The organism is Treponema sp. Marseille-Q4132 (assembly GCF_014334835.1).
Lineage (GTDB): Bacteria > Spirochaetota > Spirochaetia > Treponematales > Treponemataceae > Treponema_D > Treponema_D paredis.
This window is the reverse complement of record NZ_CP060591.1, coordinates 1,635,273-1,660,608: the sequence shown is the minus strand read 5'-3', so window position 1 is coordinate 1,660,608 and position 25,336 is coordinate 1,635,273. Positions and strand designations below refer to the sequence as shown.

At 46.5% G+C, this 25,336-nt stretch carries 24 protein-coding genes and 1 CRISPR repeat array; of the genes, 4 read left to right on the top strand and 20 right to left on the bottom strand.

All coding sequences use genetic code 11. The features are described from left to right. Positions 1 to 120 precede the first annotated feature (120 nt). From H9I35_RS07615 to H9I35_RS07560, 12 genes are all read right to left on the bottom strand, one after another. Positions 121 to 474, bottom strand: a complete 354-nt coding sequence (locus H9I35_RS07615; RefSeq protein ID WP_187418823.1) for a hypothetical protein — start codon at positions 472 to 474, stop codon at positions 121 to 123. Between the two features lie 26 nt (positions 475 to 500). Then, the gene (locus tag H9I35_RS07610; protein ID WP_187418822.1) at positions 501 to 740 is read right to left on the bottom strand and encodes a hypothetical protein; all 240 of its coding nucleotides are present in this window, start codon (positions 738 to 740) and stop codon (positions 501 to 503) included. 90 nt (positions 741 to 830) lie between these two features. Then, a complete protein-coding gene (locus tag H9I35_RS07605) occupies positions 831 to 2,411 on the bottom strand; it encodes a leucine-rich repeat domain-containing protein (RefSeq protein WP_187418821.1) in 1,581 nt (526 codons plus the stop codon). A gap of 32 nt (positions 2,412 to 2,443) precedes the next feature. Further along, a complete protein-coding gene (locus tag H9I35_RS07600) occupies positions 2,444 to 2,896 on the bottom strand; it encodes a hypothetical protein (protein WP_187418820.1) in 453 nt (150 codons plus the stop codon). A gap of 177 nt (positions 2,897 to 3,073) precedes the next feature. Next, positions 3,074 to 3,988: an InlB B-repeat-containing protein gene (locus H9I35_RS07595; RefSeq protein ID WP_187418819.1), complete on the bottom strand. Its 915-nt coding sequence runs from the start codon at positions 3,986 to 3,988 to the stop codon at positions 3,074 to 3,076. Between the two features lie 71 nt (positions 3,989 to 4,059). Next, a complete protein-coding gene (locus H9I35_RS07590; protein ID WP_187418818.1) occupies positions 4,060 to 5,016 on the bottom strand; it encodes a hypothetical protein in 957 nt (318 codons plus the stop codon). A gap of 45 nt (positions 5,017 to 5,061) precedes the next feature. Further along, positions 5,062 to 7,098 (bottom strand): TonB-dependent receptor plug domain-containing protein, encoded by a 2,037-nt coding sequence (locus H9I35_RS07585; protein ID WP_252722628.1) that lies wholly within the window; start codon positions 7,096 to 7,098, stop codon positions 5,062 to 5,064. A 154-nt stretch (positions 7,099 to 7,252) separates the two neighbouring features. After that, the gene (locus H9I35_RS07580) at positions 7,253 to 7,945 is read right to left on the bottom strand and encodes an energy transducer TonB (protein WP_187418817.1); all 693 of its coding nucleotides are present in this window, start codon (positions 7,943 to 7,945) and stop codon (positions 7,253 to 7,255) included. After that, entirely contained in the window at positions 7,929 to 8,333 is a 405-nt protein-coding gene (locus H9I35_RS07575; RefSeq protein WP_187418816.1) for an ExbD/TolR family protein, read from the bottom strand. The genes H9I35_RS07580 and H9I35_RS07575 overlap by 17 nt, the downstream gene beginning before the upstream one ends. After that, positions 8,333 to 8,872 (bottom strand): MotA/TolQ/ExbB proton channel family protein, encoded by a 540-nt coding sequence (locus H9I35_RS07570; protein ID WP_187418815.1) that lies wholly within the window; start codon positions 8,870 to 8,872, stop codon positions 8,333 to 8,335. Before H9I35_RS07570 ends, H9I35_RS07575 begins: the two co-directional genes overlap by 1 nt. Before the next feature lie 47 nt (positions 8,873 to 8,919). Next, positions 8,920 to 9,204 (bottom strand): transcriptional repressor, encoded by a 285-nt coding sequence (locus tag H9I35_RS07565; RefSeq protein ID WP_187418814.1) that lies wholly within the window; start codon positions 9,202 to 9,204, stop codon positions 8,920 to 8,922. A gap of 35 nt (positions 9,205 to 9,239) precedes the next feature. After that, complete coding sequence (locus tag H9I35_RS07560) at positions 9,240 to 9,635, bottom strand: hypothetical protein (RefSeq protein ID WP_187418813.1); 396 nt, start codon at positions 9,633 to 9,635, stop codon at positions 9,240 to 9,242. 235 nt (positions 9,636 to 9,870) lie between these two features. On the opposite strand from H9I35_RS07560, the gene H9I35_RS07555 reads away from it, so the two are divergent. From H9I35_RS07555 to H9I35_RS07540, 4 genes are read left to right on the top strand one after another with little or no spacing between them, the layout of a single operon-like run. Further along, positions 9,871 to 10,206 (top strand): nitrous oxide-stimulated promoter family protein, encoded by a 336-nt coding sequence (locus tag H9I35_RS07555; RefSeq protein WP_187418812.1) that lies wholly within the window; start codon positions 9,871 to 9,873, stop codon positions 10,204 to 10,206. Beyond that, on the top strand, positions 10,199 to 11,935 hold the full coding sequence (locus H9I35_RS07550; RefSeq protein WP_187418811.1) for an ABC transporter ATP-binding protein/permease: 1,737 nt from the start codon (positions 10,199 to 10,201) through the stop codon (positions 11,933 to 11,935). Before H9I35_RS07555 ends, H9I35_RS07550 begins: the two co-directional genes overlap by 8 nt. Continuing rightward, positions 11,932 to 13,638, top strand: coding sequence for an amino acid ABC transporter ATP-binding/permease protein (locus H9I35_RS07545; protein WP_187418810.1), 1,707 nt, complete (start codon positions 11,932 to 11,934; stop codon positions 13,636 to 13,638). Before H9I35_RS07550 ends, H9I35_RS07545 begins: the two co-directional genes overlap by 4 nt. Then, entirely contained in the window at positions 13,635 to 14,081 is a 447-nt protein-coding gene (locus tag H9I35_RS07540; protein ID WP_187418809.1) for a YbaN family protein, read from the top strand. The genes H9I35_RS07545 and H9I35_RS07540 overlap by 4 nt, the downstream gene beginning before the upstream one ends. Positions 14,082 to 14,336: 255 nt before the next feature. Here the strand turns inward: H9I35_RS07540 and H9I35_RS07535 are convergent, their stop codons facing one another. The 8 genes from H9I35_RS07535 to cas3 all read right to left on the bottom strand — a co-directional run bounded on the left by H9I35_RS07535 (position 14,337) and on the right by cas3 (position 24,943). Continuing rightward, entirely contained in the window at positions 14,337 to 14,909 is a 573-nt protein-coding gene (locus tag H9I35_RS07535; RefSeq protein ID WP_187418808.1) for a flavin reductase family protein, read from the bottom strand. 304 nt (positions 14,910 to 15,213) lie between these two features. Then, a CRISPR array of direct repeats spans positions 15,214 to 16,863; the repeat unit is 31 nt; unit sequence GTTTCAATTCACGCTCCCGTAAGGGAGTGAC. Positions 16,864 to 17,030: 167 nt separating this feature from the next. Continuing rightward, positions 17,031 to 17,318 carry a CRISPR-associated endonuclease Cas2 gene (cas2, locus tag H9I35_RS07530; protein ID WP_180487405.1) on the bottom strand — a complete coding sequence of 96 codons (288 nt, stop codon included), beginning with the start codon at positions 17,316 to 17,318 and terminating at the stop codon, positions 17,031 to 17,033. A 15-nt stretch (positions 17,319 to 17,333) separates the two neighbouring features. Further along, positions 17,334 to 18,365, bottom strand: coding sequence for a type I-C CRISPR-associated endonuclease Cas1c (gene cas1c / locus H9I35_RS07525; protein ID WP_187418807.1), 1,032 nt, complete (start codon positions 18,363 to 18,365; stop codon positions 17,334 to 17,336). A gap of 14 nt (positions 18,366 to 18,379) precedes the next feature. Next, the gene (gene cas4 / locus H9I35_RS07520; protein ID WP_187418806.1) at positions 18,380 to 19,018 is read right to left on the bottom strand and encodes a CRISPR-associated protein Cas4; all 639 of its coding nucleotides are present in this window, start codon (positions 19,016 to 19,018) and stop codon (positions 18,380 to 18,382) included. A gap of 8 nt (positions 19,019 to 19,026) precedes the next feature. Beyond that, on the bottom strand, positions 19,027 to 19,875 hold the full coding sequence (gene cas7c / locus H9I35_RS07515) for a type I-C CRISPR-associated protein Cas7/Csd2 (protein ID WP_187418805.1): 849 nt from the start codon (positions 19,873 to 19,875) through the stop codon (positions 19,027 to 19,029). Positions 19,876 to 19,880: 5 nt separating this feature from the next. Next, positions 19,881 to 21,743, bottom strand: coding sequence for a type I-C CRISPR-associated protein Cas8c/Csd1 (gene cas8c / locus H9I35_RS07510; RefSeq protein ID WP_187418804.1), 1,863 nt, complete (start codon positions 21,741 to 21,743; stop codon positions 19,881 to 19,883). Next, the gene (cas5c, locus tag H9I35_RS07505) at positions 21,740 to 22,423 is read right to left on the bottom strand and encodes a type I-C CRISPR-associated protein Cas5c (protein WP_187418803.1); all 684 of its coding nucleotides are present in this window, start codon (positions 22,421 to 22,423) and stop codon (positions 21,740 to 21,742) included. The genes cas8c and cas5c overlap by 4 nt, the downstream gene beginning before the upstream one ends. Before the next feature lie 12 nt (positions 22,424 to 22,435). Then, positions 22,436 to 24,943 (bottom strand): CRISPR-associated helicase Cas3', encoded by a 2,508-nt coding sequence (gene cas3, locus H9I35_RS07500; RefSeq protein ID WP_187418802.1) that lies wholly within the window; start codon positions 24,941 to 24,943, stop codon positions 22,436 to 22,438. Positions 24,944 to 25,336 lie beyond the last annotated feature (393 nt).

Sequence of the window (25,336 nt, the reverse complement as noted above, 5' to 3'; positions counted from 1 at the left end):
AATATTCCGTCATAATCGATACTCTACAACGTTTGCCGCATACTCGCGGCAAACGCGCTTATCGCCTATGCTCACTGTCCGCCCTTTTTGCGGCGACACAGCGAACATATTCTCTATATGCTATTGTTCGGTAAGCGTAGACCAGTCGATCGTAAATTCACCCTTATATTTTGTAGGCTTATCAGGTTGGCCATAAGTGAACGAACCGCTTCCGTCGCAAAACTGTACACCCATCGTATCTGAATTCAAGTAAAACCATAAATAGTATACGTTTTTATCTTTGCTTACAGGAAAAGTCATCGATGTGACATAGCGGACGCCTTTCGCAAGATCAGGATCAGCAAAAGGGGGAGTTGCAGTATCGCCTTCAGGGCTTATGGTATAGGCAATTACATCCTTTTTGACTCCGCCTGCATCATAATAACCCGGTTTTGAATTGCGCGGATCGATAAACGTTTTTGCTGCTCCGCTCATCGCTTCTGCCTTTCCGAACTTCGCCGTCATCGTTGCATTGCCGGAACTGTCAATAGTAACGGAAGGTCTTTCAACAGTCCTTCTCCGAAATCGATTGGTGGATTAGATCCCATTTTAACGAGGCAGCTCAGTCTAGCGCCGACTTTGTATGTTTTTGCGGCAGGTTTAATCCCCCCTCCGTTGTTGTCCGACGAGCCGTTGCTGCATGCGGTAAATCCGATTCCGACAGCTGTCAAAGCCGCCAAAACAAACAATATCTTTTTCATAAAACACTCCTAAAAAAATATTTTTAAACATATTTATTAATCATTCCATGTTAAAAGCACCGCGCTATTTCAGCGGCGCTTTTAACCTACTTATTCCGCTGCAAACCAGTTCTCGTTCGCACCCATCGTTCCTGCACCGGCTTTATACACAGCCAGCTGTCCGGCAGGAACTTTTACGCTGTTGTTTTTTAAGCTTGTGCAGCCTTTAAACAGGTCTTGAAAAGCCAGCCGCTCATCATACAGCTTATCAGAATTGTAATCGCACTTGAGCGTCGCAGCTGTAAGCTTTGTGCAGCCTGCAAAGCAGTTGGGCATCTTCTTAACGGCTGCCGGTATCTCAGGCGCTTCCGTAAGGTTTATGCAGCCTTCAAAGCTATGGTACATCTCTTCAACCCGTGCCGGTATCTTAGGAGCTTTCGTAAGCTTTGTGCAGCCTTGAAAGCAAGTGCTTATACTCGTAACGCCGTCCGGTATCGTAGGAAATTTCGTAAGACTTGTGCAGTCTCTAAAGAATCCGTACATATTCGTAACAGTCGCCGGTATCTCAGGCGCCTCCGTAAGACTTGTACAGCCTGCAAAACAGCTTTCCGCATACTGAACATTTGACGGCAGTACCGGCGCTTTTTTAAGGCTTGTGCAGCCTTTAAAGCACTCAGACATAGACGTAACGGTGGCCGGTATCTCAGGCACCTCCGTAAGACTTGTGCAGCCGGCAAAACACTCCGATAGAGCTGCCTTAAAGCCGTCCTGCAGCTTTGGAGCTTGCGTAAGACTTATGCAGTCTGTAAAGCATCTGTCTATGTTCTCAATAGTTGCCGGTATCTCGGGCACATAGGTAAGCTTTGCGCAAGAGGAAAAACAATCTCTCATATCCTTAACACTGTTCGGTATTTTCGGCGCTTGTGTAAGGCGGGTGCAGCCGTAAAAGCAGCCTCCCATATTCGTAACACCTTCCGGTATTACCGGCGCTTCCGTAAGACTAGTGCAAGCTTTAAAGCAGTCTTCCATAGTATCAACGCTCGCCGGTATCGCCGAAGCTTTTGTAAGGTTCTCGCAGACGTAAAAGCAGCTGCTCATATCCGTAACACCTTCCGGTATCTCAGGAGCTTGCGTAAGACTTGTACAGCCTGAAAAGCAGCTGCTCATATTCGTAACGCTCGCCGGTATCTCAGGAGCTTGTACAAGGTTGTCGCACCCCAAAAAACAGCTGCTCATATTCTGAACACCGGCCGGTATTCCGGACACCTGTACAAGATTTCTGCAGCCAATTCCAGAAGCAGCATCCAAAAAGCAAAAACTCATATCGGTAACACCGGTAAGATCGCTGCCGAATTTAAGCGCGACCTTTTTTGTTTTGTTGTCCTTCAGTACTTTGCAGAGCGGGCTTATATACGTTGCATCCATTACTAAGTCCGATGCAGAAAGACCGGTTACTTCTATGTAGTTTATGCCGTCAGCCGATGCCTTTGCAAGGTAGTCTCGTAAGCCCTCGCCGTTTGTACCGAAACCAACCTTTGTGTATTCTGCCGGCGGCGTCGTACCTCCGTTATCTCCGCCGGTATCATCATCTGCATTCGTCTTGCAGCCCGCCGTAAAAGCCGCAGCGGCAAGTAAAACCGCCGTTATTCCAAGGAAAGTAATCGCTTTCCGTCTAAAAATTACTGTCTTCATTATTTTCCTCCTAGCTATAGCACGTTATTGTATTAGCCTATGAATTCGTTATCATACGGCTTACCTTTTATGCAGTCGCCGCAGTCCGTGAAACCCGCCATCGGCACGATGTACGGTTTACACGAAAACGGACTCTTTGTCGTATCGACGGTAACACATACATGCTTTGACGGCTTTGTCGTGTCTTCCCCTTCATTATAACAGCCGATAAGCCATGTTCCGTCTTTGTTGTCCGTAAAGGTTATTACCTTATACGAATAAGGCATTACATTGTTATGCAGAGCGACAGAGTTTTCTTGTATCTCAATGCACATCTTCTTTATATGCACTTCACCGGGTGTCTTGACCTCCAAAGAGCCCCAATACGCACCGTAGAGATCGCTCTGTTTTACCGTCGGCGTATTATCGTCCGATGTGCCGTTACTGCATCCGCTGAACCCGACAAGGACGGCCGCCAAAGCCGCCAAAATAAACAGTTTTTTCATAAAAACCTCCTTTTTGCTTCATGCAATTTATTTGCTGTTGATACTAAAAATTTTCCCCGCTTCGGCAAAAAAGCCGCCCGAAAAAGCGCAGTGCGCTTCCGGCGGCTTTTTTTACGCACGCTTATATTCGCATATCCGCCGTTTCAGCGCCGGCACAGCGGACGCATTCCGTGTATGTTATTGTTCTGTAAGCGTAGACCAGTCGATTGTAATCTTACCGATAAATCTTGTTGCTTTATTCGGCTCCCCCGCGCCTGCCGTACCGCTTCCGTCGCAAAACTGCACACCCATTACACTGGAATTTACATAAATCCATAAATTATAAACGGATGCATCTGTGCTTACCGGAAAGGTCATTAAAGTGACGTAACGGACACCCGACGCATAAGCCGGATCCTTTTCGGGAGGAATTGCCGTATCACCTTCCGGACTGATAGTAAAGTCTGCGTCTTTTTTAACTCCGTCCGTATCGTAGTAACCCGGCGTTGAGTTGCGTGGATCGATAAACGTATTCGCGTTTATACCGTGAATAGATACTGCTGATTTTCTGAACCGTGCGGTAATTTTCGCCTTGCCTTCGCTGTCAAAAGCAATATCGGCTCCTTCCAGTAATGATTTATATTTTTCCCCTTTATCCGGCTGGCCCGCGCCGAAATCGACTCCGCCCATTGCATCGACAAAACAACTCAGTTTGATGTCACCTTTATAAGCTTTATTGGACTCGAAAGCCCCTCCCGTCCATTTAAAAGTTACGTTTACGTTTATGTCGGAAGAAGTTATCTTTACCTTTGCAGTTGTACTGCCGGCGGTTCCGCCTTCTTCAAGCGTCCCGCCGGTAATCGTCCATTTATCGATCTCGTATTTCGTTTTCGGTACCGCCGTAAATTTGACCGTTGTACCCGGAGCTACCTTTTCTTTAGCCGAAAGGGCTTTACCGTCCGCCTCAGCGGTAAGTGTCCCGTTTCCGTTGACAGCGATTACCGTAACACTGTATTTTTTTGCCGTTGCGGAATCTCCTTCGTTATAAGCGCATGAAGCAAATCCGATACAAATAGCAGCTAAAGCCGCCGCAATAACCGATATTTTTTTCATAAAACCTCCTGATAAAAAACAATACCGCCGAAGCGAAATTTTACTACTTACTATTTTTTACCGTAAAGCAATCACTTACCAGTAAAAATCTCAACAAACGGCACCGAATACACACTGGGGGTAAAAGAAAGCCGCAATTTAAGCTGATTATTTTCAAGTTTACCGTGAACGGTTAACCCCTCTAATATAGCGGTACCTTTATTTTTTTCCGGCACAGAAACATTCTGTGCTGCACGATGCAAGTAATACACATTCCCGTCTTTATACGTTTCAACACCGGAGATTTCAAACTCGCCGAATATAATTTTCTCCGAATATGCAAAACTATATACCCTAATCTTTGCTGTTTTTGCACCGGTATCCGTAATTACGATTTCAGGCGTAAGTCCTCCATCGCACGTTCCGTTTCCTCTTTCCACCATGCCACCGTTTCCAATAAGATACTCAAAGGTTCCGGTATAAAAACCCTTTCCTCCCCAAGGAGCACGTTTTTCTCTTGAAGGTATTCCGATTGTTATATCTTCAATAGTTTCATTAATTTTCGGCTCCGGAGGCGTTGTCTTTTTTTCAATTCCCGCCTGCATTTGCATAGGAACGCGTACGTTTTGCATCTCACTCTTACCGGTAAGATTATCTTGTGTAAGCAAAATAACAACTTTATTTAAGGTGTTGATACCGAGATGAACGGTCATATCCGCTTTTTCATTGATTTTTTGTTTTGCAAGCGAACGATTTACAGCACTGAACCAGTACATCGTGTAATTATTTTGAGAGTTTTTAACCGCATTATAATAAAACGGTATGGTAGACATTCCGTTTACGCCCATATTCCAGTCAACCCGTTCGTCGTTATAAATGATGAGCGAAGGCTTCAGCGTATTGCCGCCTGAAGCGGTAATACCTCCGCTATATGTATATCCGTAAATCTCGGAAATTTCGTGCGGTTCAAGAATATCTTCGTTTGTACAGGAAATCGGAATCAAAACCGCTGTAATCGCTGCTAAAAAAAATCCTATATTTTTTTTCATAAAGCCTCCATAATTTTTTGAAGAAAACGATGCACAATGCTTACTTCAATGTCCGAAACTATATTTGCCCCCGACACGCACCACGAAACCCTCGGCAAGTCCGTAATATTTTTCTTGCGTTTCGCCGTTGGTTCCTTTTACAAAATGCAGGTTGTTGAGCATGTTGTCCACACCGGCGTACACTTCAAGTTTGTCGTCCAAAAATTTTTTCGAAACGTCGAAGCCGACCATAAAATAGTCGGGCGTATAATAACCGCTTTTTGCCGTCAAAAGCTGAGGCGAATTCCACTGCACGTTCAAAGCCGCCGTTGTTTCGATACGGGGAATTCGATAAGATGCATACGCGGTTACCCTGTGCGCGACGCGCAGCGCAAGATCTTCCCATCGCCCGTTGTCTTTATCAAAAAACTTCGCTCCGGTGTATGCGTAGCCCGTTTTTACGGTGAGCCTGTCCATTTCGGAGCTTATTAAAATATCGCCTCCGTAGGTCATCGCCTTATCCACGTTTCGATATTCGCGTATCTGCGGCGAAGAGGAAGCATCAGTGACGACGCTGTCGATGAGGTCGAGTATGTAGTTGAAATATCCGCCTGCGGAAACCTTAAAAAGATTTTTTACGTTCTGTTCGACTCCGATGTTGAAGCTGTGCGACTTTTCCGGCACGAGATTCGGATTTCCGTAGAGGATAAAGTTTCCCGCACCGGGCGCATAGCTGTGCTTGAAAATCCAGTGCTTTTCTTTCAACGTAGGGATTTTATAGCCCATGCCGTAGCTGAAACGGAGCGCGGTCTTTTCGGTCGGATTGTATTTAACTCCGATTTTCGGCGTCGCCATAAATAAAACGCTGCCTTTTTGAAGCGGCGGAGAAAAATCCAATCGCCCTCCGGGCACAAGCGTAAGTTTCGCATCGAAAAGCGAAATACTGTCCTGCGCGAACAAAGCCGCTTCCAAAGCGTATTTCCGTTTTTCGAACGACGTGCCTTCCATAGATTCGAGATCGATATTCGCTCCGAATGTAATGTCGTTGATTTTATTAGGCTTCCAGTGAAAGCGCACATCGTTTTCCGCATCAAACGAATTCGAATGCGTTTCACTTAAAGAAGAATGCATGCCGGCTTTAACGTGATAAACGTTATCCAAAAAATATAGTTTTCCCGCAAGAAAACCGTCGGCATACAGCTTGTCGTTCCAAATATATTTTCCCGTAAAACCGAACTCGCCGCGATGCGCAGTATATGTCATATCCGCGCCTTTATCGAGTCCCGTTTTCGTATAATTGCTTATTTGATGCGAGCCGCTGTATACTCCGTATGCGCCGACCGACCCCCACGCATCGTTCCACGCAAACGTATCCCGAACGAAGCCGAGTATTTTTTTTGTATTTTCGTAATACTTAATTTTTCCGGCGAGGGCATCTTCGGTCATCCTTTCCTTGCCCGGATTAAAATCGAAACTGCCGATCAGCGTATTCGAAATATGCTTTCCCGAAACGGTAAGGTTTCCCGCCGCATAGTTTTTCCAACCGAGTATGAGCGGCATAAAACCGACTTCTTCGGTAATACCGCCACCGATTTTAAGTTTCGCTTTTTCCGTACCCTGCGCGTCTTCCTTTTCGGAATCCGCCTTTCCCCGCTTCGTTATGATATTGATGACGCCGCCCATCGCATCGCTTCCGTATAAAACGGAATCCGCGCCCTTGATGACTTCGATGCGCTCGATGTTTTCGACGGGAATCTGAAAGATCGGCGTGGAACCGGATATATCGGTCGAAACGCTCACGCCATCTATCATAATTTTGACGTAGCCGTTTCCGAGCCCCTGCATCGTAACGGATTCGTTCGCGTTGCCCGCCGTAGCGCCGCTGACTGCAACATCGGGAAGCGTTTTTAAAGCTTCGCCTACGGTTTTCGATCCGGACTTTCGTATGTCTTCTCCGGTGATTGTCTTTTTTTGTTCGACCGACTCATCGATTTTCTGTTCGATTTTGTCTGCATCGACGACGATGACATCGTCTTCTGCTTCCTGCGAAAACAAAAGCTGTACCGAAAAAACTATGATGCAGAAAAAAATACACCATTTCAAGAATATACCCCGATTTTAGTTAGATATTGCTAACAAAATATTTAAAGGATTTTTTTACTTTACGCAAGAAAATCGGGTCTTATTGAGAATAAATATCAATAAAATATCTTTTTGCGCAATTACGAAAACGCATCCGTTTCGCCGCCCCGTTTTATCAATGCAATGAAAAATCCATAACAAACGAAAGCGTCATCGCGCTCGCCCCGCTCATCATTTTTCTGAACGGAGCCGATTTTTTGATGGCTGCGAGGCAGGCATTGTTTAAAAGCTCGTATTCGGACGGATTAAGAATGACGGCTTCGGCGAGCGTTCCGTCGGGATTGATGACGATCCGCGCGCGCACTTTCCCTTCCAAGCCGCTTGAACGGGCGGCATAGGGGTATGTTTTTTTCGACGCGATGCGTCCGAGTACATAGGATTTATACGTTGCGGCGGCTTTAGCATCGTGTGTATGAGAAAAAGAATCTACGGCACCGCCCGCATTCGCCACATCGCTTGCCACACTTTCGCCCGCATCTGTCGACGGAGTTTCATCGACCGCTTCGTTCGTTTCGTCGGAAGGTTCTTCCGGCGCTTCGGTTTGCTCAAGTCTTTCGGCAGGCGCTTCGGGTTTCGGAGAAGGGATCGTTTCGGCCGGCGTTGCCGGAACTGCGGAAACGGTTTTATTGTGCACGGCCGCCGGCACTTTTTTCGCAGCTCGCCGTACGATGTTCACATTCGATACCGTCGTGTCCGACACGATCGACGCCGTTGAAGAAGAAGATGTCCGTATACCCCAAAAGGGCAGACAAAACAATACCGCAGCGATTGCGATCGTACACAGGGCGGAGCTAATCCAACGGCTCATGCACGATTCCTATGCGGCTGATCCCCGCCGCCTGTACCTTCGTCAATATCTGAACGATCCGCTCGAACTCGACCGTCCTCTCGCATTCAAGCGAAAGCGCAAGTTCCGGTTCATGCGCAAAAAGCGATGCAAGCCTGTCCTCGAGCGCTTCAAGCGTTACGGACTCTCCGTCCAATTCCATCCTGTCGGCGGTGACGGCAAGCACCTTTGTCGTATTGCGTTCCTGCGTCGCGTTTTCGCTTCTCGGTAAATCGAGCGGAAGCGAGCTTCGTTTAAATTGAGTCGATACCATAAAAAAAATGAGCAAAATAAATATAACGTCAATGAGCGACGTTATGTTTACGACAAGCTCTTCTTCGTAGCGGGAAAAAGAATCGGGTGCAAACATCACTTGTCTCCGGATCTTTGTCCGCCGGATTTTTCACCGTACAGCTGCATAAACATCATGCGTTTTTCGATAATGCGTTTGAACGTTCGATAGCACAGGAGCGCCGGAATCGAAATGATCATGCCGAACGCCGTCGTGAGCATCGCTTCCCAAATGCCGCCCGACAGATCCTGAATATTCACCGCCGCTCCCACTTCCGCCATCTTCGAAAACGAGCCGATAAGCCCGGTAACCGTACCGAGCAGCCCTATCGAAGGCGACACCGCGCTGATAAAATTGAGCAGCCACAGTCCGCGGTTCATTTCGTAATACAAAAGCGTGCTTTCCTTTGTAATCTCGGCATTGCGCTGCGCTTCCGGCAGAGCGGCAAGCTCTGCGGCCTTTTCCTGTAAGCGCTTGACTACATCGTTTTTCGAACCTTTGCGCGTTTGAAAAAAATATATGCCGCGTTCAAGACATTGACAAAAACAAAAACACAAGATTACGGCAAGCACCCAGTTGATAGGTCCGCCTAAATTAATAAATTCAATCAATCGCATAACAACATCCCGTTCCCTCAATATTATTAAATTTATTTGCACTATGATTAAGAATCACCCGAAACGGAACACGCAGAATGCAGCTCCCTGCATTTCGGAACTATCGTAACGGATTGAGGGCGGACATATCCGAGCTCTTGAAGCGAATGTACCATCCTGTATACCGTAGCCCGCCCGATCGAATTATCTTTTTTATGCGCCAAATAAAATATTTCTTTCGGCGAAAAGTCGGGATTTTGCAACATAATCGAAAGCAGCTGCCTGCGCTGATTCGTTATGCGCATCCCCCTTTCTTTGAAAGATGCGAGTATTTCATTGAACAGATATTTCATATAATCTCAAATTTATTTTATAATTATATTTTCAATCAGTGTGCGAATCTGCCGTCGTAATCGGCACCCTTTTGACAATCGGGAAACTTTATAAGTCCTAAATTCGACATAAAGTTTATCCATACTTTGCAGGTCATAGGATTCGCGGAAGCGTTTACGGTAACAGTCATGTGCGTCGAAGGTTTTCTTTTATTTTCCCGCGCATTGTAACAGGAAACAAGCCACGTGCCGTCTTTTTTATCCGTATATTTTATAAGCGGATAGCTTCTTCCCATTTTATCGCTGTGTATCGCAACGGAGTTTTGCCCTATGACAAGACACATATCGTGCGGTTGTCCGAACACTTCCATCGTGCCCCAATAAGAGCCGAAGAGTTCCTCAGGCGGAATGTCATCGGTATCATCGCTGTCGGCACAGCCGGCAAACAGCATCGCTGCAATAAAAGCCGCGTATACGCATAAAAAAATCGATTTTTTTATAAAATGCCTCCTCGTATTTTACGGCACGCGGATCTTCGACCGTGCAAGTCCCGCACGCGCCGAAGGAGACGCACGTAAAACTATACGATAAGTTAGCCTATGCTATCCTATTATCTTTTCCGTGTCAACAGAATTTCCCCGTTTTTTCGATTGACGCACGAATATTTATCCGTTAGTATCGTTAGCAATGGATAACTCCATCGAAGAAAAAACGGCGCACGAAAAAAAAATCGTGGGCGAAATGATACGGCTGTATTGCAGAAAAAAGCACGGCATGAAAAAATCGTTGTGTTCCGAATGCGGCGCGCTGTATGCGTATGCGGTCGGAAAAATCGACAAGTGTCCGTTTATAAAAGAAAAAACTTTTTGCTCCGCATGTAAAGTGCATTGCTATTCGCAGGATATGAAGAACAAAATCAAAACGGTTATGCGCTTTTCGGGTCCGCGGATATTTTTATATCATCCGATCCTCGTTATAAAACACATGATCGTCGGTATGCAAACAAGGAAAACGCATGATTAAAATTCGTTTAATAAAATTGCTGTCGCACGCAAAAAAATTCGTGCTTCTGCAAGTACTCTGCCAATGGATTTCGCTGCTCTGCCAAACAGCGATCGTCTTTTTTATAAGCGATATCGTACAAAGAGTGTTCGCACACGAGCCGATCGCAGGACTCGTTCCGCTGTACGCATCGGCATCGCTTTGCTGTTTCGCCCTTCGCTTCGCGTCCGACCGCCTCTACGTCGCCGCATCGCACAAAGCGAGCGCCGATGTAAAAATAACGCTCCGAAAACACATGTACGAAAAGCTTTTGCGCTTGGGCGCCTCGTATCGAAACTCCGCGCCGACTGCGGAAATCGTACAGCTTGCTTCCGACGGTGTCGAACAGCTCGAAATCTATTTCGGAAAATACCTTTCGCAGTTCGGCTACAGTTTGCTCGCACCTTTAACGCTCTTTGCCTTTTTATCGTTTATCAGCATAAAAGCGAGCGCCGTGCTGCTTTTGTGCGTACCTCTCATTCCCCTTTCGATCGCACTCATTATGAAAATCGCAAAATATCTTTTGCGAAAATACTGGGGACTCTATGCAAAACTCGGCGACGGCTTTTTGGAAAATTTGCAGGGATTGACGACATTGAAAATCTATCGCGCCGATGAACAAAAGGCCTGCGAAATGGACAGGGAAGCCGAAAACTTCCGACGGATCACGATGAAAGTGCTTTCCATGCAGCTGAACAGCACAAGCGTTATGGATATCATGGCGTACGGAGGAGCGGCGGTCGGAATGATTTTCGCGCTCGGCGAATTTGCGCGAGGAGAAATCACCCTCGGCGGCTGTCTCATGATCGTACTGCTTGCCGCGGAATTTTTTATTCCGCTGAGACTGCTCGGCTCTTTTTTTCACGTTGCGATGAACGGTATGGCGGCATCCGATAAGATATTCGCACTGCTCGATTTACCGGAAAAAGAAGAACGTTCGGCTGACCTTGCAGCTTCTTCCGTCTCCGTCGAGTTTTCCGATCTTTCGTTCGCATATTCGGCAGAACGAAAAATATTGAACCGTATTTCGCTCGCGTGCAAACCGAAATCGCTCACGGCCATCGTCGGAAAATCGGGTTCGGGTAAAAGTACGATCGCTTCTCTCATTATGACGCGCAGCAAAGGCTATTCGGGCAGTATCCGCTTTAATAAAACGGAACTCGCTTCAATACGCGAAGACGCCGTTATGAACACGGTGACTCTCGTCACTCACGAAAGTTATCTGTTCAAGGGAACTGTAGAATATAACCTCCGCATGGGGAATGCGGATGCTGCGGAAAAGGATATGCAGAACGCATTGCAAAAAGTCAACTTATGGGATTTTTTGCAAACACAAAAGGGACTTAAAACGGAGCTTTCGGAAAAAGGCGGCAATTTATCGGGAGGTCAGCGTCAACGCCTCGCACTCGCCCGCGCATTGCTTCATGACAGCGCCGTCTACGTATTCGACGAAGCCACTTCGAACATTGATGCGGAAAGCGAAGCGATGATTATGGACGTCGTCAAAGCTTTGGCAAAAAAGAAAACCGTTATCGTCATATCCCATAAACTGTCGAATACGGCGGAGGCGGCATGCATATACATGCTCGACGGCGGCGCGATAGCCGAATCGGGTACGCACGACGAATTGATAAAAGCGAAGGGTAAATATGCAGCCATGTACAACGCACAGCATAAACTCGAAACCTATGCGGAGGAGGCAAAACGATGAACCGAAATTTTTACAGCCGCACGGGCGGAAAAAACGCATTTTCGATTATGGCGCGCCTCATCGTCCTCGTACGCACGCTCCTTCCCGTTATGCTGCTTGCGATCTTTTTCGGCAGCATCGGCCACTTGTGCGCGATAGCCGTAACGGTGTCGGCCGCTTCGGGAATCGCAGGAATCGCCGGACAAAACGCACCTTTGGTGCCTATCGGAATTTTACCGTATTTTTTGATCGCATTCGCCGTATGCCGCGGTATCTTCCACTATGCGGAACAGTACTGCAATCACTTTATCGCATTTAAACTGCTCGCAGTCATCAGGCACCGCATCTTTTCAAAACTCCGCGAACTCTGCCCCGCAAAGCTTGAAAGCAGAGATAAGGGCAATCTCATTTCGATAATAACATCCGACATCGAACTGCTCGAAGTTTTTTACGCGCACACGATTTCACCGGCAGCGATTGCGCTCATCGTGTCGACGTGCATGACCGTCTTTATATGGCAGGAAAATGCCGCTGCCGGTATCATCGCTTTATGCGCGTATATAACGGTCGGCTTTGTCATCCCGCTCGTCAACGCGAAACTCGGCGGCGGGGACGGTCTCAAATTCCGAAATGCGTTCGGAGCGCTCGGAAGCTTCGTACTCGATTCGCTTCGAGGGCTGGACGAAACGATTCAATACGGCTGCGGCAAAAAGCGCTTATCCGAATTGGTAAAGCGCTCGCAGGAACTGACAGCTACGCAAAAAAAACTTTCGACGTTCGAATCCTATCAGCGCGCCATTACCAATTTTTTCATACTTGCCTTTGACACGGCGGTCTTTTGTCTGTTGCTCCGATCTTTTTTTGCCGGCAGCGTTTCGCTCGGAAACGTCGTCGTAACGACGACCGCTTTGATGAGTTCGTTCGGGCCGGTCGTCGCGCTGTCGAATCTTTCGAACAATTTGATGCAGACGCTTGCAAGCGGAGAAAGAGTCCTCTCGCTGCTCGATGAAAAGCCTGTCGTCGAAGAAGTGACAAGCGGCAGTATGAACGACGAAACCGCTGAAAAAGCTTTTGCCGTAAACGATATCGTCGTTTCAAACGCGGATTTTTCTTACGGAGCGGAAAATATATTGACGAAATTTTCACTCACGATTCCCGGACGAAAAATCTTCGGCATATACGGCTCGTCCGGCTGCGGCAAATCTACGCTTTTAAAACTGCTCATGCGCTTTTGGGACGTGCAGTCGGGAAGCGTTTCGCTTTCAAACAAAGACATACGGACGATCGATACTGCATCTCTCCGGGCGGCGGAATCTTACGTCACGCAGGAAACCGCTCTTTTCCGCGACACGATTGCAAACAATATAGCTATCGGAAAAATCGGTGCGACGCGCGAAGAGATAATCGACGCGGCGAAAAAAGCGTCGCTCGACGAATTCATTTCTGCGCTTCCCGACGGATACGACACGGAAGTCGGAGAACTGGGGAGCACGTTGTCAGGCGGAGAGCGGCAGCGCATAGGACTTGCCCGCGCCTTTTTACACGATGCGCCGATCATGCTTTTGGACGAACCGACGAGCAATCTAGATTCTCTCAACGAAGGTATCATCTTAAAATCGCTCAACGAAAAATCAAAACGTAAAACCGTCGTCATCGTATCGCATCGGATGTCGACGTTGAACATCGCACACAGCATCTTTGAAATGCAAAAGGAATCAACATGAAAAACCCGATTCGCATCTTGTGGATAACACTCGGTTTTATATCTCTGGGGCTCGGCACCGTCGGCATCGTGCTGCCGTTTCTTCCGACCGTACCGTTTTATTTGGCGACCGTTTTTTGTTTTGCCAAAAGTTCGAAAAGATTGCATGATTGGTTTATAGGCACATCGCTGTATAAAAAGCATTTGGAAAGTTTCGTCGAACGAAAAGCGATGACGCTGAAAACGAAGGTTTCGATTCTTGCGACGTCGAGCGCGGTAATGCTTACGGGCTTTATCATGATGAAGCGCGTACCCGTCGCGAGGATTTGTCTCGCCGTCGTATGGATATGCCACATCGTCTACTTTTTGTTCGGCGTAAAAACAATATCGAACAAAACGCAAAACCGATGCGGTGATATCGATACTGAACCGGATTTACAGCGCGATAAAGCCGTTTCAAAGTAAACGAAACGCAGCCGATGTAAAGACCGACGCCGCTTCCGCTTGCCGTGCGTGAGGGATTGGAGAGGCGAAAGTTCCGGAGCGAGCGATGAGCGAGCGGAGGAATGGAGCGCATGGGCGCGGAACCTCGAAAAGCCCGACCCGAGCGAAGCGAGGGGCACGCCCTGACACTTAATAATTATTAATTGTCAATCATATTTCTTCCCGGACGATCGGGATCGCGGACTCAGAACGGGCACGCGAGCTTTCAAACCGCGTTTATTTTTTCATCAAAGCGGCGCCGCTCTTCCACGCCTGTCCGACTTTTTCACCGATGCGGTAATAGCCGTTTTGGAATTGGTCGAATACGAAAGCGTTGAGTTTTTCAGGCTCGATTTTATCTTTTGCGTCAAGAATTTTTTCATCCGCGATGACGTTGACGATTTCACCGACAACACGGAAGCCGCCGACACCGTGTTCTATCGCCGCAACTTTGCATTCGAGCGTGAGCGGAAATTCTTCTACGACGGGAGCGTCTACTTTTCGGCTTTTATGCGCGTGCAGTCCCGTACGTTCGAATTTGTCGGGCATCGTATTGCACGACGCGATGCCGAAAAAATCGGCCGCTTCGATATTGTCGATGTCCGCAATGCTGAGCGTAAAGGCTCCGCGTTTTTTGATATTTTCGGACGTTTTGTGCGATTCGTCGAGATTGAGTGCGACCATATTTTCCGCGCACATACCGCCCCATGCCATATTCATAACGTCGACGCTGTCGTCTTCGTTATACGTCGCAACCATGAGCACCGGCATGGGAAACACGTAGGGATGAACGCCTAAATCTTTTTTCATACTAAGCCTCCGTAATTTTTGCGGAAAATCGCAAAGCTTTGATAAAAACGACGGCAAACTATCGGCGCCGCCGTTTATCGTATCTCACCGGATAAAAACACTATCACCGAAAGAAGGCTTTGTCAACGAAATGCGATGCGATCCCATACACGGGATGCATACAGGAACGCGGGGGAATGTGTGTTTCCTCTTATTTATTTTTAAAACTCGCTATTCATTAATGCATGAAAGAATTGGAAAATTTCGAGTTCTCGCAAACTGGAAGCGACACGGAAACGAATGCGTTGCTGTTGATTGTAACGAAGTTTCAATTCTTGCTCCCGTAAGGGAGCGACGTATGGTTGTAAAGGGTCTCATTCTTTCGACCGGGTTTCAATTCACGCTCCCGTAAGGGAGCGACCGGACCGTTAAAATCTTCCGTATCACCTTCAATACTGTTTCAATTCACGTTCCCGTAAGAGAGCGACAAACTGTATATATCCGGTCCGATCACGGGCATAGTTTCAATTCACGCTTCCGTAAGGGAGCGACATTAATCGGATTTGTCATCGATAAAAAAGATGCTGTTTCAATTCACGCTCCCGTGAGGGAGCGACGCGGCCGCGCGCGTAAAAATTAGTAAGGGGTGCAAGTTTCAATTCACGCTCCCGTGAGGGAGCGACGCGAGAGCATTCCCGATTTACCCGTAGTGTATGTGTTTCAATTCACGCTCCCGTGAGGGAGCGACGCTTACGCGCGCACACACAGAAAATATGTTTCCCGTTTCAATTCACGCTCCCGTGAGGGAGCGACGAGATTGATGAATCGCTTGAGGATTTAACACGTGTTTCAATTCACGCTCCCGTGAGGGAGCGACAGATGCTCTTTGACGGAGAGTATTATGTCATTTTGTTTCAATTCACGCTCCCGTAAGGGAGCGACATCGCATCATTCTGATCGCTTGCAATTTCAAAATGTTTCAATTCACGCTCCCGTAAGGGAGCGACGATTTAGTGTCGGCTCTTGAAAAACAACAAGACGTTTCAATTCACGCTCCCGTAAGGGAGTGACATTTCATGCGGTGATAAATCGGATTTTATATTAAGTTTCAATTCACGCTCCCGTAAGGGAGTGACTTAATCGGATATCCCATTTCCGCCAATCTTATAAGTTTCAATTCACGCTCCCGTAAGGGAGTGACCAACTCTCGACGAGCGCTCGTGCTTTTGATTGCTGTTTCAATTCACGCTCCCGTAAGGGAGTGACAACGCGATGCTTCAGCAGATTTTCCATCGTATTGTTTCAATTCACGCTCCCGTAAGGGAGTGACGTTGGAAAACGGGGGTATACGCATGAGTGATCTGTTTCAATTCACGCTCCCGTAAGGGAGTGACCCGGGAGCGGGAACATGATGCCGCTCCGTGATACGTTTCAATTCACGCTCCCGTAAGGGAGTGACTTGAGTTTAAAGGCAAATTTGTCGCTATCGCTTTGTTTCAATTCACGCTCCCGTAAGGGAGTGACGCGATAATATTCACGCGTCGCAACCGTCGTTACGTTTCAATTCACGCTCCCGTAAGGGAGTGACGTACCGCGTTTTCACTCAAACGCATAATGTATACGTTTCAATTCACGCTCCCGTAAGGGAGTGACTTGCGCTTGTCGTGTGCTGTAACGGCTGTTAATAGTTTCAATTCACGCTCCCGTAAGGGAGTGACTGCAACGGGAATAAACCCGCGTTATAATTACGGTGTTTCAATTCACGCTCCCGTAAGGGAGTGACGAAGCAGTTGATTTTCCGCTACCGTACACCCGAGTTTCAATTCACGCTCCCGTAAGGGAGTGACAAAAACCTCGTCGCGGGTACGGCGCTCATAAATGTTTCAATTCACGCTCCCGTAAGGGAGTGACGCGCCGCTGTTTCCGCACTTCTTTCGCGTACGTGTTTCAATTCACGCTCCCGTAAGGGAGTGACGGTATAGCAGTTATTTTTTTGTAATATCGATATTTACAGTATAATTTCCGCGAACTTAGTTCGGACACTATAATGCGAATATCTAATTCACTATAATATAACGGATTATAGAATTCAAGCGTAATGAATAACCGATGTGTGCTTCCCGTTCGCGGCAGGAAATTCGATTATAAAATCAAAATACCTTGCGGATTGATCGGCTTTTTTTGCCCCACGTGTTCGACTTTTCGCTCCCAATTTGCACCGAGCGCGTAAAAACGAATACTGTCGTAATTCGGATTTATTTCATTAAGTAATTTACTTTTCAGCGCAACCCATTGCGCAGGGTCTACCAAGCATTCAAAGACGGAATATTGAACCCGCTGTCCGTAATTTTCAAGAATCTTCGCTACATGCCGGAGCCGCTTTTCCCCTTTTTCATCTTTTGCCACATCATAACTTACCAGCATCATCATCGTGCGCGCCCTCTTTTATTTCCAAAGGTATACCGGGTAGCCGTCAATATCGCCGCGTATATGTCGGGCCAAAAGCCGCGCTTGGGTATGGAACAGAATTGCGAGGTGCATTCTCTTCTCTATATACGGGTGCTGCAAAACGGTTTCTTTCTTTTTTTGATACGCGGTAATTACTGTTTTGCGAGCCGCTTCATCCATGCTGACGGCACCGCTTGCGGTTTTTTCAAATTGTTCGGGGGTAACTTCATTTCGGTTGATAAGCGAAAGAATCAATCGGTCGGCAAAAAAAGAACGAAACTCTTCGGCAAGATCAAGGGCAAGACTTAAACGGCCGGGTCTGTCGCGGTGCATAAAGCCGACGGCAGGATCGAGACCGACGCATTCCAGAGCACTTATCATATCGTGATACAAAAGCGTGTACACATACGAAAGCATTGCATTTATCGCGTCGAGCGGAGGCCGCCGGTTACGTCCTTCAAATTTGAATCCGTCTTTTTGAGAAATAATCAATTCATCGAAGACGGAAAAATACGCTTTCGACGCATCGCCTTCAATTCCTCGAAGCACATCCAAGTCGCATTCTTTTTCCGCCTTATCGATATTCGAACCCAAAAGCGCAACAACATCTTGAATTCTCTTGGCATCGATTTTTTCACCGTGATCGCGCAGTGAGCGCTGCAGCACGGTTTTTTGATTGGCCAGCTTTCCGATAATAAAATATTTTGCAAGCGAAGCGGACTTTCCTTTATCGTCGGAAATTCTGTACTGTTCCTTTCGAAGCAAAACATTTCCCGCAACCGGTCCCTGCACACGCGCAAGAAATTTTCCCGTTTCCGTTAAAAAACTTATCGTAATATTGTATTTGGGCGCAGCGCCCAACAAAAACGGACTGACGAAAATATTCCCGAAACAAATAATACTGTCGAGCGTTATAAAAGGAATGAGCGCGAGCACCTTGCGGTTGGCAACGACTTCCACCGCTTCCCCTTTTTTATGCAGATATGTTTTTTGCGTGGTAATATAAAGCGTGTTAAGAAAGCGCTGCATACATCCTCCGTATATTATTCATCGAGCGCGGAAACCCCCTGCCGCAAGCGTCGCCTGATATAATCGACTGCCGATTTGTTTTTGCCGGCGGATTCGGGAAAGCACTCGTCGATAAACGAACAGCTTTCGCATTTTTTAGAATAGACGGCCGCAGGCGTTTTTCCGTCCGAAACGAAGCGATGGAAGCGCTCGGCAAGCTCGATCGTTTCTTTTCTCAGTTCATCGGTGATGGGTATGAGAATGCGCCGGCGGATTTTAAAATAAAACAGCGCTCCTTCATCTATCGTCCGGCAGAGCATTTCTTCAAGGCAGATAACTTGAGCGCATAGCTGAACTTCGTCACAAGTGTTTTCTTTCGGTTTTCCATGCTTGTATTCTACCGGAATGATTTTTCCGTCGGAATAAAATTCGACGGCGTCGGTACAGCCGGTAATACCGAGAAGAGCCGAGGCAATTTTCAGATTGCGCTCGGTCTTTACGGTTTTACGCGACTCCGCCATGTTGCCATGAACTTTTTCGTGCTGAACCCGGCCTGCCGCCGTAAAAAAGTTTTCGCTCCATTGCTGTTCAATGTGTATAAGCGCGCACTGGCGCGGACAAAAGCGCAAATGCTGAAGCCCGCTGAGCAGCAGGTAGTCGGATTCGGAGTACATTAGAGCACCTAAAACGAAAGAACTTCCGGCGCCAAGTCCGGTAAATCATCCGTCGTTATAGTATAGTCATCCGCCGATTTTGCTTGCGAAACACCGTCTTTTTTAGTAATTTTTAACGTACGGTGAACTTTAGCGGCGGAATACTGACCGCTTTTCGAATTGTGCTTCCACCAAAAAAGCTTTATCACTTCCATACTGCCCTCAGGGCGCGCGGATGAAGCATCGTTGTCGAATATGTGAAGCAGCGCATGTTTGATTTTATCGGCATCCGTATCATCGAATCCCGTGAGCTCGGCCAACTGCGGATTAATGCTGCCGTATGTTGCGTACATGCCGAAATCGACACTGTGTTTCATACCCATCGTATCCGAACCGCGCTTGGTTCCGTCGCCTTCGCCGCTGACGCTTTTTGTAATCTGCAAACTTGTTACGTTGATCGGGTCGATGCTGAATGCCGGGTGGATGGTTACCGGTCCGCGAATACCGACAGAAACGCCTTTTGCATCTCCGCCTTTAAATGCAAATACTTGTCCGAAACTTCTTACATCGATCCACGTTTTATTCGCAAGCTCGTGAAGCTCCGTTTCGTTTTTCATCGCTTTACCGAGTACCGCTTCCGCACGGCTGCGCAGCGAACGATAATCATCTTTTCGATAATCGTCGGACTGCACAAAAATATTTTCGCCTGCATCCTGCAAACGGTTTCTGATTTTTCTTTTAAGACATACGTCTGAAAGTTCACCGTATCCGTCCAAGGTTGTCCGCGGAATATTTCCATTCAAAGGATCACCGTTCGGGTTTGCATTTTTTACGCTGAACACCAACGCAAAATCGATTTTGTTTTTTAAAGCCGCCATACTGTTTATTCCTCCGTATTGTTATTTGTATTTGACGTATCGTCAGCTGTTTTTCTAAACGCTTTTAACTGGCACATATAGCCGAGTAAGTATTCGCCGGACAACGGACTGTCGTTAGTATAATCATCAGCATTAAACAATACGCTGATGTCCTGCAATCTTTGTTCAAACCATTCCGCTAATCCCGGCTTAAGGTGCCGCCGATAAGGTTTGAGTTTGTCCGTATATAAAAGTTTCCATGTCGAAGCCGGCCGTAAAGCAAATTGCTGCATATAGCGCATCGCATTCGTCTCCCGATTTTGATCCATTTCTTTTAATGCGGCTCGTTCTTCTTGATGAGCGACGGCTAAGAGCCTGCCGTAAAGATAATCGCGGCTTGTTCTGTTCTCTTCCAAAGCCAATTGATATTCCTCCTTTATTCTATTTCTATTATATTTATAAACAGCACATGCTGTTTCCAATACCGAATTCCGTTTAGACTTGTCAGTTGTCAAAAGCTTTGACGCCGAGAGCACACATTGCTGTTCCAAATCAAAGGGGATCGCACTGCCGTCAAGAATACAGGGTAAAAGCCGTTGAACGGTTTTTTCAATTTGGTTCGCTTTTACCCGCTCGCCGTACGCGCATTCGGCTATGTCTTTGGGAGAGGGTGTGCCTATCGAATGTACATAGTCCCCTGCGCCGTCCTTGTTCCACTGCCAATAACTTCTATACCACAACAGTCCGTCATACCAGTTATTCAAAGCTTGTACGATATCTGTATTTTGCAATTCTCTGTACAAGGCTATTGAAGCGCGCCCCTGCCCCGGTGTCGCTTCTTTTATAACCAGTATCATAATATTTTGCGGATTACTGATATCACCGTAGTACCCGACCAGACGTTTATTCATCGCGTAAGCGAATTCTTCCGCCGTCTCATACTCTTTTTTTTGCGTTTTACCCTCTTCTGCGAAATCGACGCCGTAGTCAAAGATTCCGCTTCCTTCGACAATAGACGGAAGCCTATCGCCTGCCGCATTCCACGTTACAACGGAAAGTCCGTCTCCCAAGCTCTCCCCTTGCCGCCTTATCAACCAGCGTAAGGCACAATGCGCTTTTTGCGTCGCGTCGGCTCCGACTTGGCACGCCTCCTTATCGGTTAAAAACCTGCCGCGGAACGTATAATTTTGAGTATCGTTTGACGAAATGATTTTTGCTTTATCTCCGCCGTGCCGTATTTTTGCCGGATGGTATGCGGCAATTTTTGTACTGCTTCCGTCCGTATAGTTTAAGCCCGTTTCTCTGATACGCTTTTCCCGGTCTTTTTTATCGGTAAACTGAACTTTACAATATTCATCAAAAGCATCGGAATTATAATATTGTATCCAGCTGTTTTGCGTCGCTTCATCGTTCCATAGTTCCGGTTTTGTATCTCCGGGAAGCTCAACGCTCCAGCGAATAAAATCGGACACATCATCGCAGGCTATACCCGAACGTTTTAAATCTTCCGCCAAAGTCCCTTTTGCAGCATATGTATAAACGGCTTTTACTTTATCGTTTGCAAATGCGGAACAGGCCCAGCTTTTTAATAAATTCATATACATGCCGTGTTTTTCAGGGTCGCCGTAAACGTATTCCCGTTTATCGCACAGCGGATACGGATCGGCACCGCTGGAACGCGATGCACAGGAATCGGTACAGGGCATCGTCGTTATCCGTTCTCGCGATTTTGCGTCTATAAGCTCAGCTTTTATAAACTTCCCTTTTCCGTCCAAAACAACCGTCACGGAAGCGTTATTGGAAATATGATATATGGGCGCCGGCCTATCGGCCGATTTTTTTGTTATCGTATTGTCGTATACTTTTTCCAATTCGGTAAGCCAGCTCATACATCTCCCTCCGTTCCGATTTTGGGATTTTTTACACTGTAATTTCGTATTTCACGCCGTATCGTGCACTGTTCCGGACGAGGGAATTCTATTATTCCCTTTTCCATCTTTGCCTGCCAAAAACGGGCGGAAAGAACGTCCGTATCGACTTCCGAAGGATAATCAAAACCGTGAAACATCAAACCGAAAGCAAACGGTTCATCGTCGTCGTAAAAACTTTTGCCGCTGCCAAATTCACACGGTTCGACATACCCTTGACATTCCCGTGCGCCGAGGAAAATATCCCGTCTTCCGCCTTTTTCAAGAGAACGGTGCGCCATATCGAAATGCTTGTTTTCGTTCCGGTCCTGTTCCAAATCGGGGCGCTGCATATTCCACTCGAAATGCGCCTTTACTTGATATTCGATATCTCTTAAATACGTGTATACGGATAATTCGTTACCGCCGTTATAACACAGCGGTTTAATATTTTTCGATTCCGTACCGATTTTATTCATAAGTCTTACCTTATCGATAACCCAAACGATCGTCGGCTTCCAATATATGCTTTGCGTTATTCCCTTCAGCGCTTCATACGTCGGAACAAGATAGGTGCTTTTTTCGCCGCCGATTTTGGTAATCGGATCGGTAAAAAGCGCATATCGTCCGGTAAGCCGATATTCAATACTGTTTTCTTTCAAAGCAGCCTCCTTTTAATAATGTAACGGCGATAAATTATCGCTTGTAATCTCTTCCGTTATACCGAAATCGTTACTGTAAAAACTTGCATGGAGCGCGTAGATACCCGATTCGGGAATAATCTCATATATCATGCCCTTGCTCCCCAAATATTGTATGCGATTTGTGTACATATTTACCGTGTATTGCTGACATTCATTCAATAAGGATTTTAAAGACGCATAATAATCGTTGTCGGATTTTTCAAGAGCGCTCAAAGAATTGATTAAGCGCTCTCCGTCTTTATACGGTACGATAATACCGGTCGTCGCATCCGCAATCACTTCAAAATTATCCCATGCGGTTCTAAATGCCTGCATGTACGGCAGCTGCCATTTTTTCCCGTTATGAGTGCGTTTGTATTCGTTGACAGCGGACGGATTATCGGACAACATATCCAAGACGGTTGAATCTTTGCCCCTTATATTGTACTGAAGTACATCGTCGGTAAAAGATGCATAATAGTATTTAAAATACCGTTCGATTATTTGGGGCTGAATCAGGTTTTTCGCATCGTCGTTTTTTTCAGACGCCTCATATTCGCGCGAATTGCATTCCACAGAATCGTATTCACGCAGAACCCGTTCCATGCATTTTTGACCTATTTTTAATTCTTCGAGTGAATGGAGCTTTTCTCCTTCGAGAGCGAATAACGCAAGCTTCCCGCATACGGCGTTTCCGCATGCATCGTGCAATTCGTTGTTTCTGTTGCAGCGCCCCGCCGTTTGAATAACGGAATCCAAACCCGCCAGATAACGCAGCGCACCCTCAAAACTGACATCGACACCGGCTTCTATCAAACGGGTGCTTACGCAAACTATTCTTTTTTGTAAGGGAAGATCATCCGTTACGGTTTTTATTATATCTTTCCGGTGCGCAGGGCACATATTCGTACTCAAGTAATACACGTAATCCGCACAGCCGGACTTATTAATAAGCTCAAACAATTCTTTTGCTTGCGGTTTGGTATTTACAACGGCAAGAAAACTGTTGTGCGTTTTCATTTCGTTTTGAATATACGAAGCGATATCGCCTGCGCCGTGTTTTTTTGTGCCGCCGGCAGTTTTATCGATAAATTTAACGCGTTTAAGCATATCGAAGTGTTCGAACATATTCGGTATCACTTCATCATCAATATGAAGCCTGTAGCGATTTTCTCCGATTTTATCCAAGCACGGCTGCGTTGCGGTACAAAGCAAAGCGGAGCATCCGCAGCATTTCACAAGATATTCCAATCCCCAATTGAAAAGATAGGTCGCTTTTAAAGGCAGCGTTTGTACTTCATCAAATACCAAAACACTGTTTGCCAGCCGATGCATTCGGCGTATTTTTTTCGTTCCCGAACCGAACAAGGTTTCAAGAAACTGCACCATAGTCGTAATGACTACGGGCGCAGTCCACGTTTGTTCCGCTTTATCATATTCGTCTTCCGATTCTTTTAAATCCCGTTTTTTCTCGGCGGATATATTTGAATGACATTCCAAAACGATGCTGCCCCTCGTGCGCTCATCTTCAAGAATGCTTCTGATTTTATCGGCATTTTGATCCAAAATCGAAGTGTACGGCGCGACGATAAAAATACGGTCTGCCCCGTATTTTTGAGCCTGTACGAGGGCGAAGCGCAGCGATGCAAGCGTTTTACCCGCGCCGGTAAAAGCCGAACACGTATATATTCTCTTTTCACCCGCGCCCAATTCGGCGCAGCGGTCGGAAACCGTTTTCCGTATTTTGCCGAGCACATCGGTATTTGAAAACTTTTTTAATTCCCGTTCCAGTTTTTGCAAAAGAACACCCCAATCGGGAATTGCATTACAATCATCAAGCAACATTGCTTTATTTTCTTCAAAAGCCGCACTGTTTGTTCTGTCGGCATCGATAAGGCAGCTGGAAAGGTTCCGCAAATGCAAGCCCATGTTAAAAAAGAATTTTTTTCGATCAATTTGCCTGTCGACATTCATGCAGCCGGCCTTACACGGGAGCGCAAGCTGGTTTTTCCCGCCATCGTGCAAATCAAATTTACTTATGCATTCGGCAATATCCCGCTCGACCTCTTGCGGAAGTCCGGCTTTTGCTTGATCCAATCCGGTATCGTCTGTTGTTTTATTCAACCGCTCAAGGAATTCCGACCTGCCGTCGAGGCCCAACATATCGGGAAGCCCCGAACCGTGATGGAACATAACCGCTGCCTGAATCGCCGTTTCCGCAAGCCCGACCTCATTCGACAAACGATGCAAAAGGTATTGTGCGCCTGCCGTAGCGTGATCTTTTTTATGCTGCTTTTTTTCCCGTACCGAATTTTGTAAATACAGTTGCCAAGCGGGAGACGCTTTTCCCAAGTCGTGCAGCAAACCTGCAAGCTGCGTTATGTATTCAAGATGAATTTTTTTTCCGAAACTTTTTGATAATTCCGCAGTTTGCCGCAAATGGTCGGATAATTTTTGATAGCCGCCGTCCGACTCACGGTATCGCGCCCACAAATTCATAGACAACACCAGTATAAGACATCTTTGAGATAATGCAAGAAAATACTATTTCCAACCAACATTTTTTCATACATTTGTTTCCATCCGTATATGCTTTTGACGTAAAAAATTCCTTTCGCTCACGACATGCAGCAAGCCTGCCGATTTTATTTGCTCGGAATCGATAAACTTCGCGCTACAACATAATGCAGCTACCGCACATTGCTTTATAGTATGAATTTCCGTTTCTTCGACATTACACGAACTATGCATTGGTATCCTCTTTTTGAATAAAAATTCAGTTTATTTGTATATAAAAATAATACATCTAAAAACCATTTTCGTCAAGTAAAACTGTGATTTTTTTATTCTTCACACAACGTTTTTTTTATGTTATAGTAAAATGTCGTACAA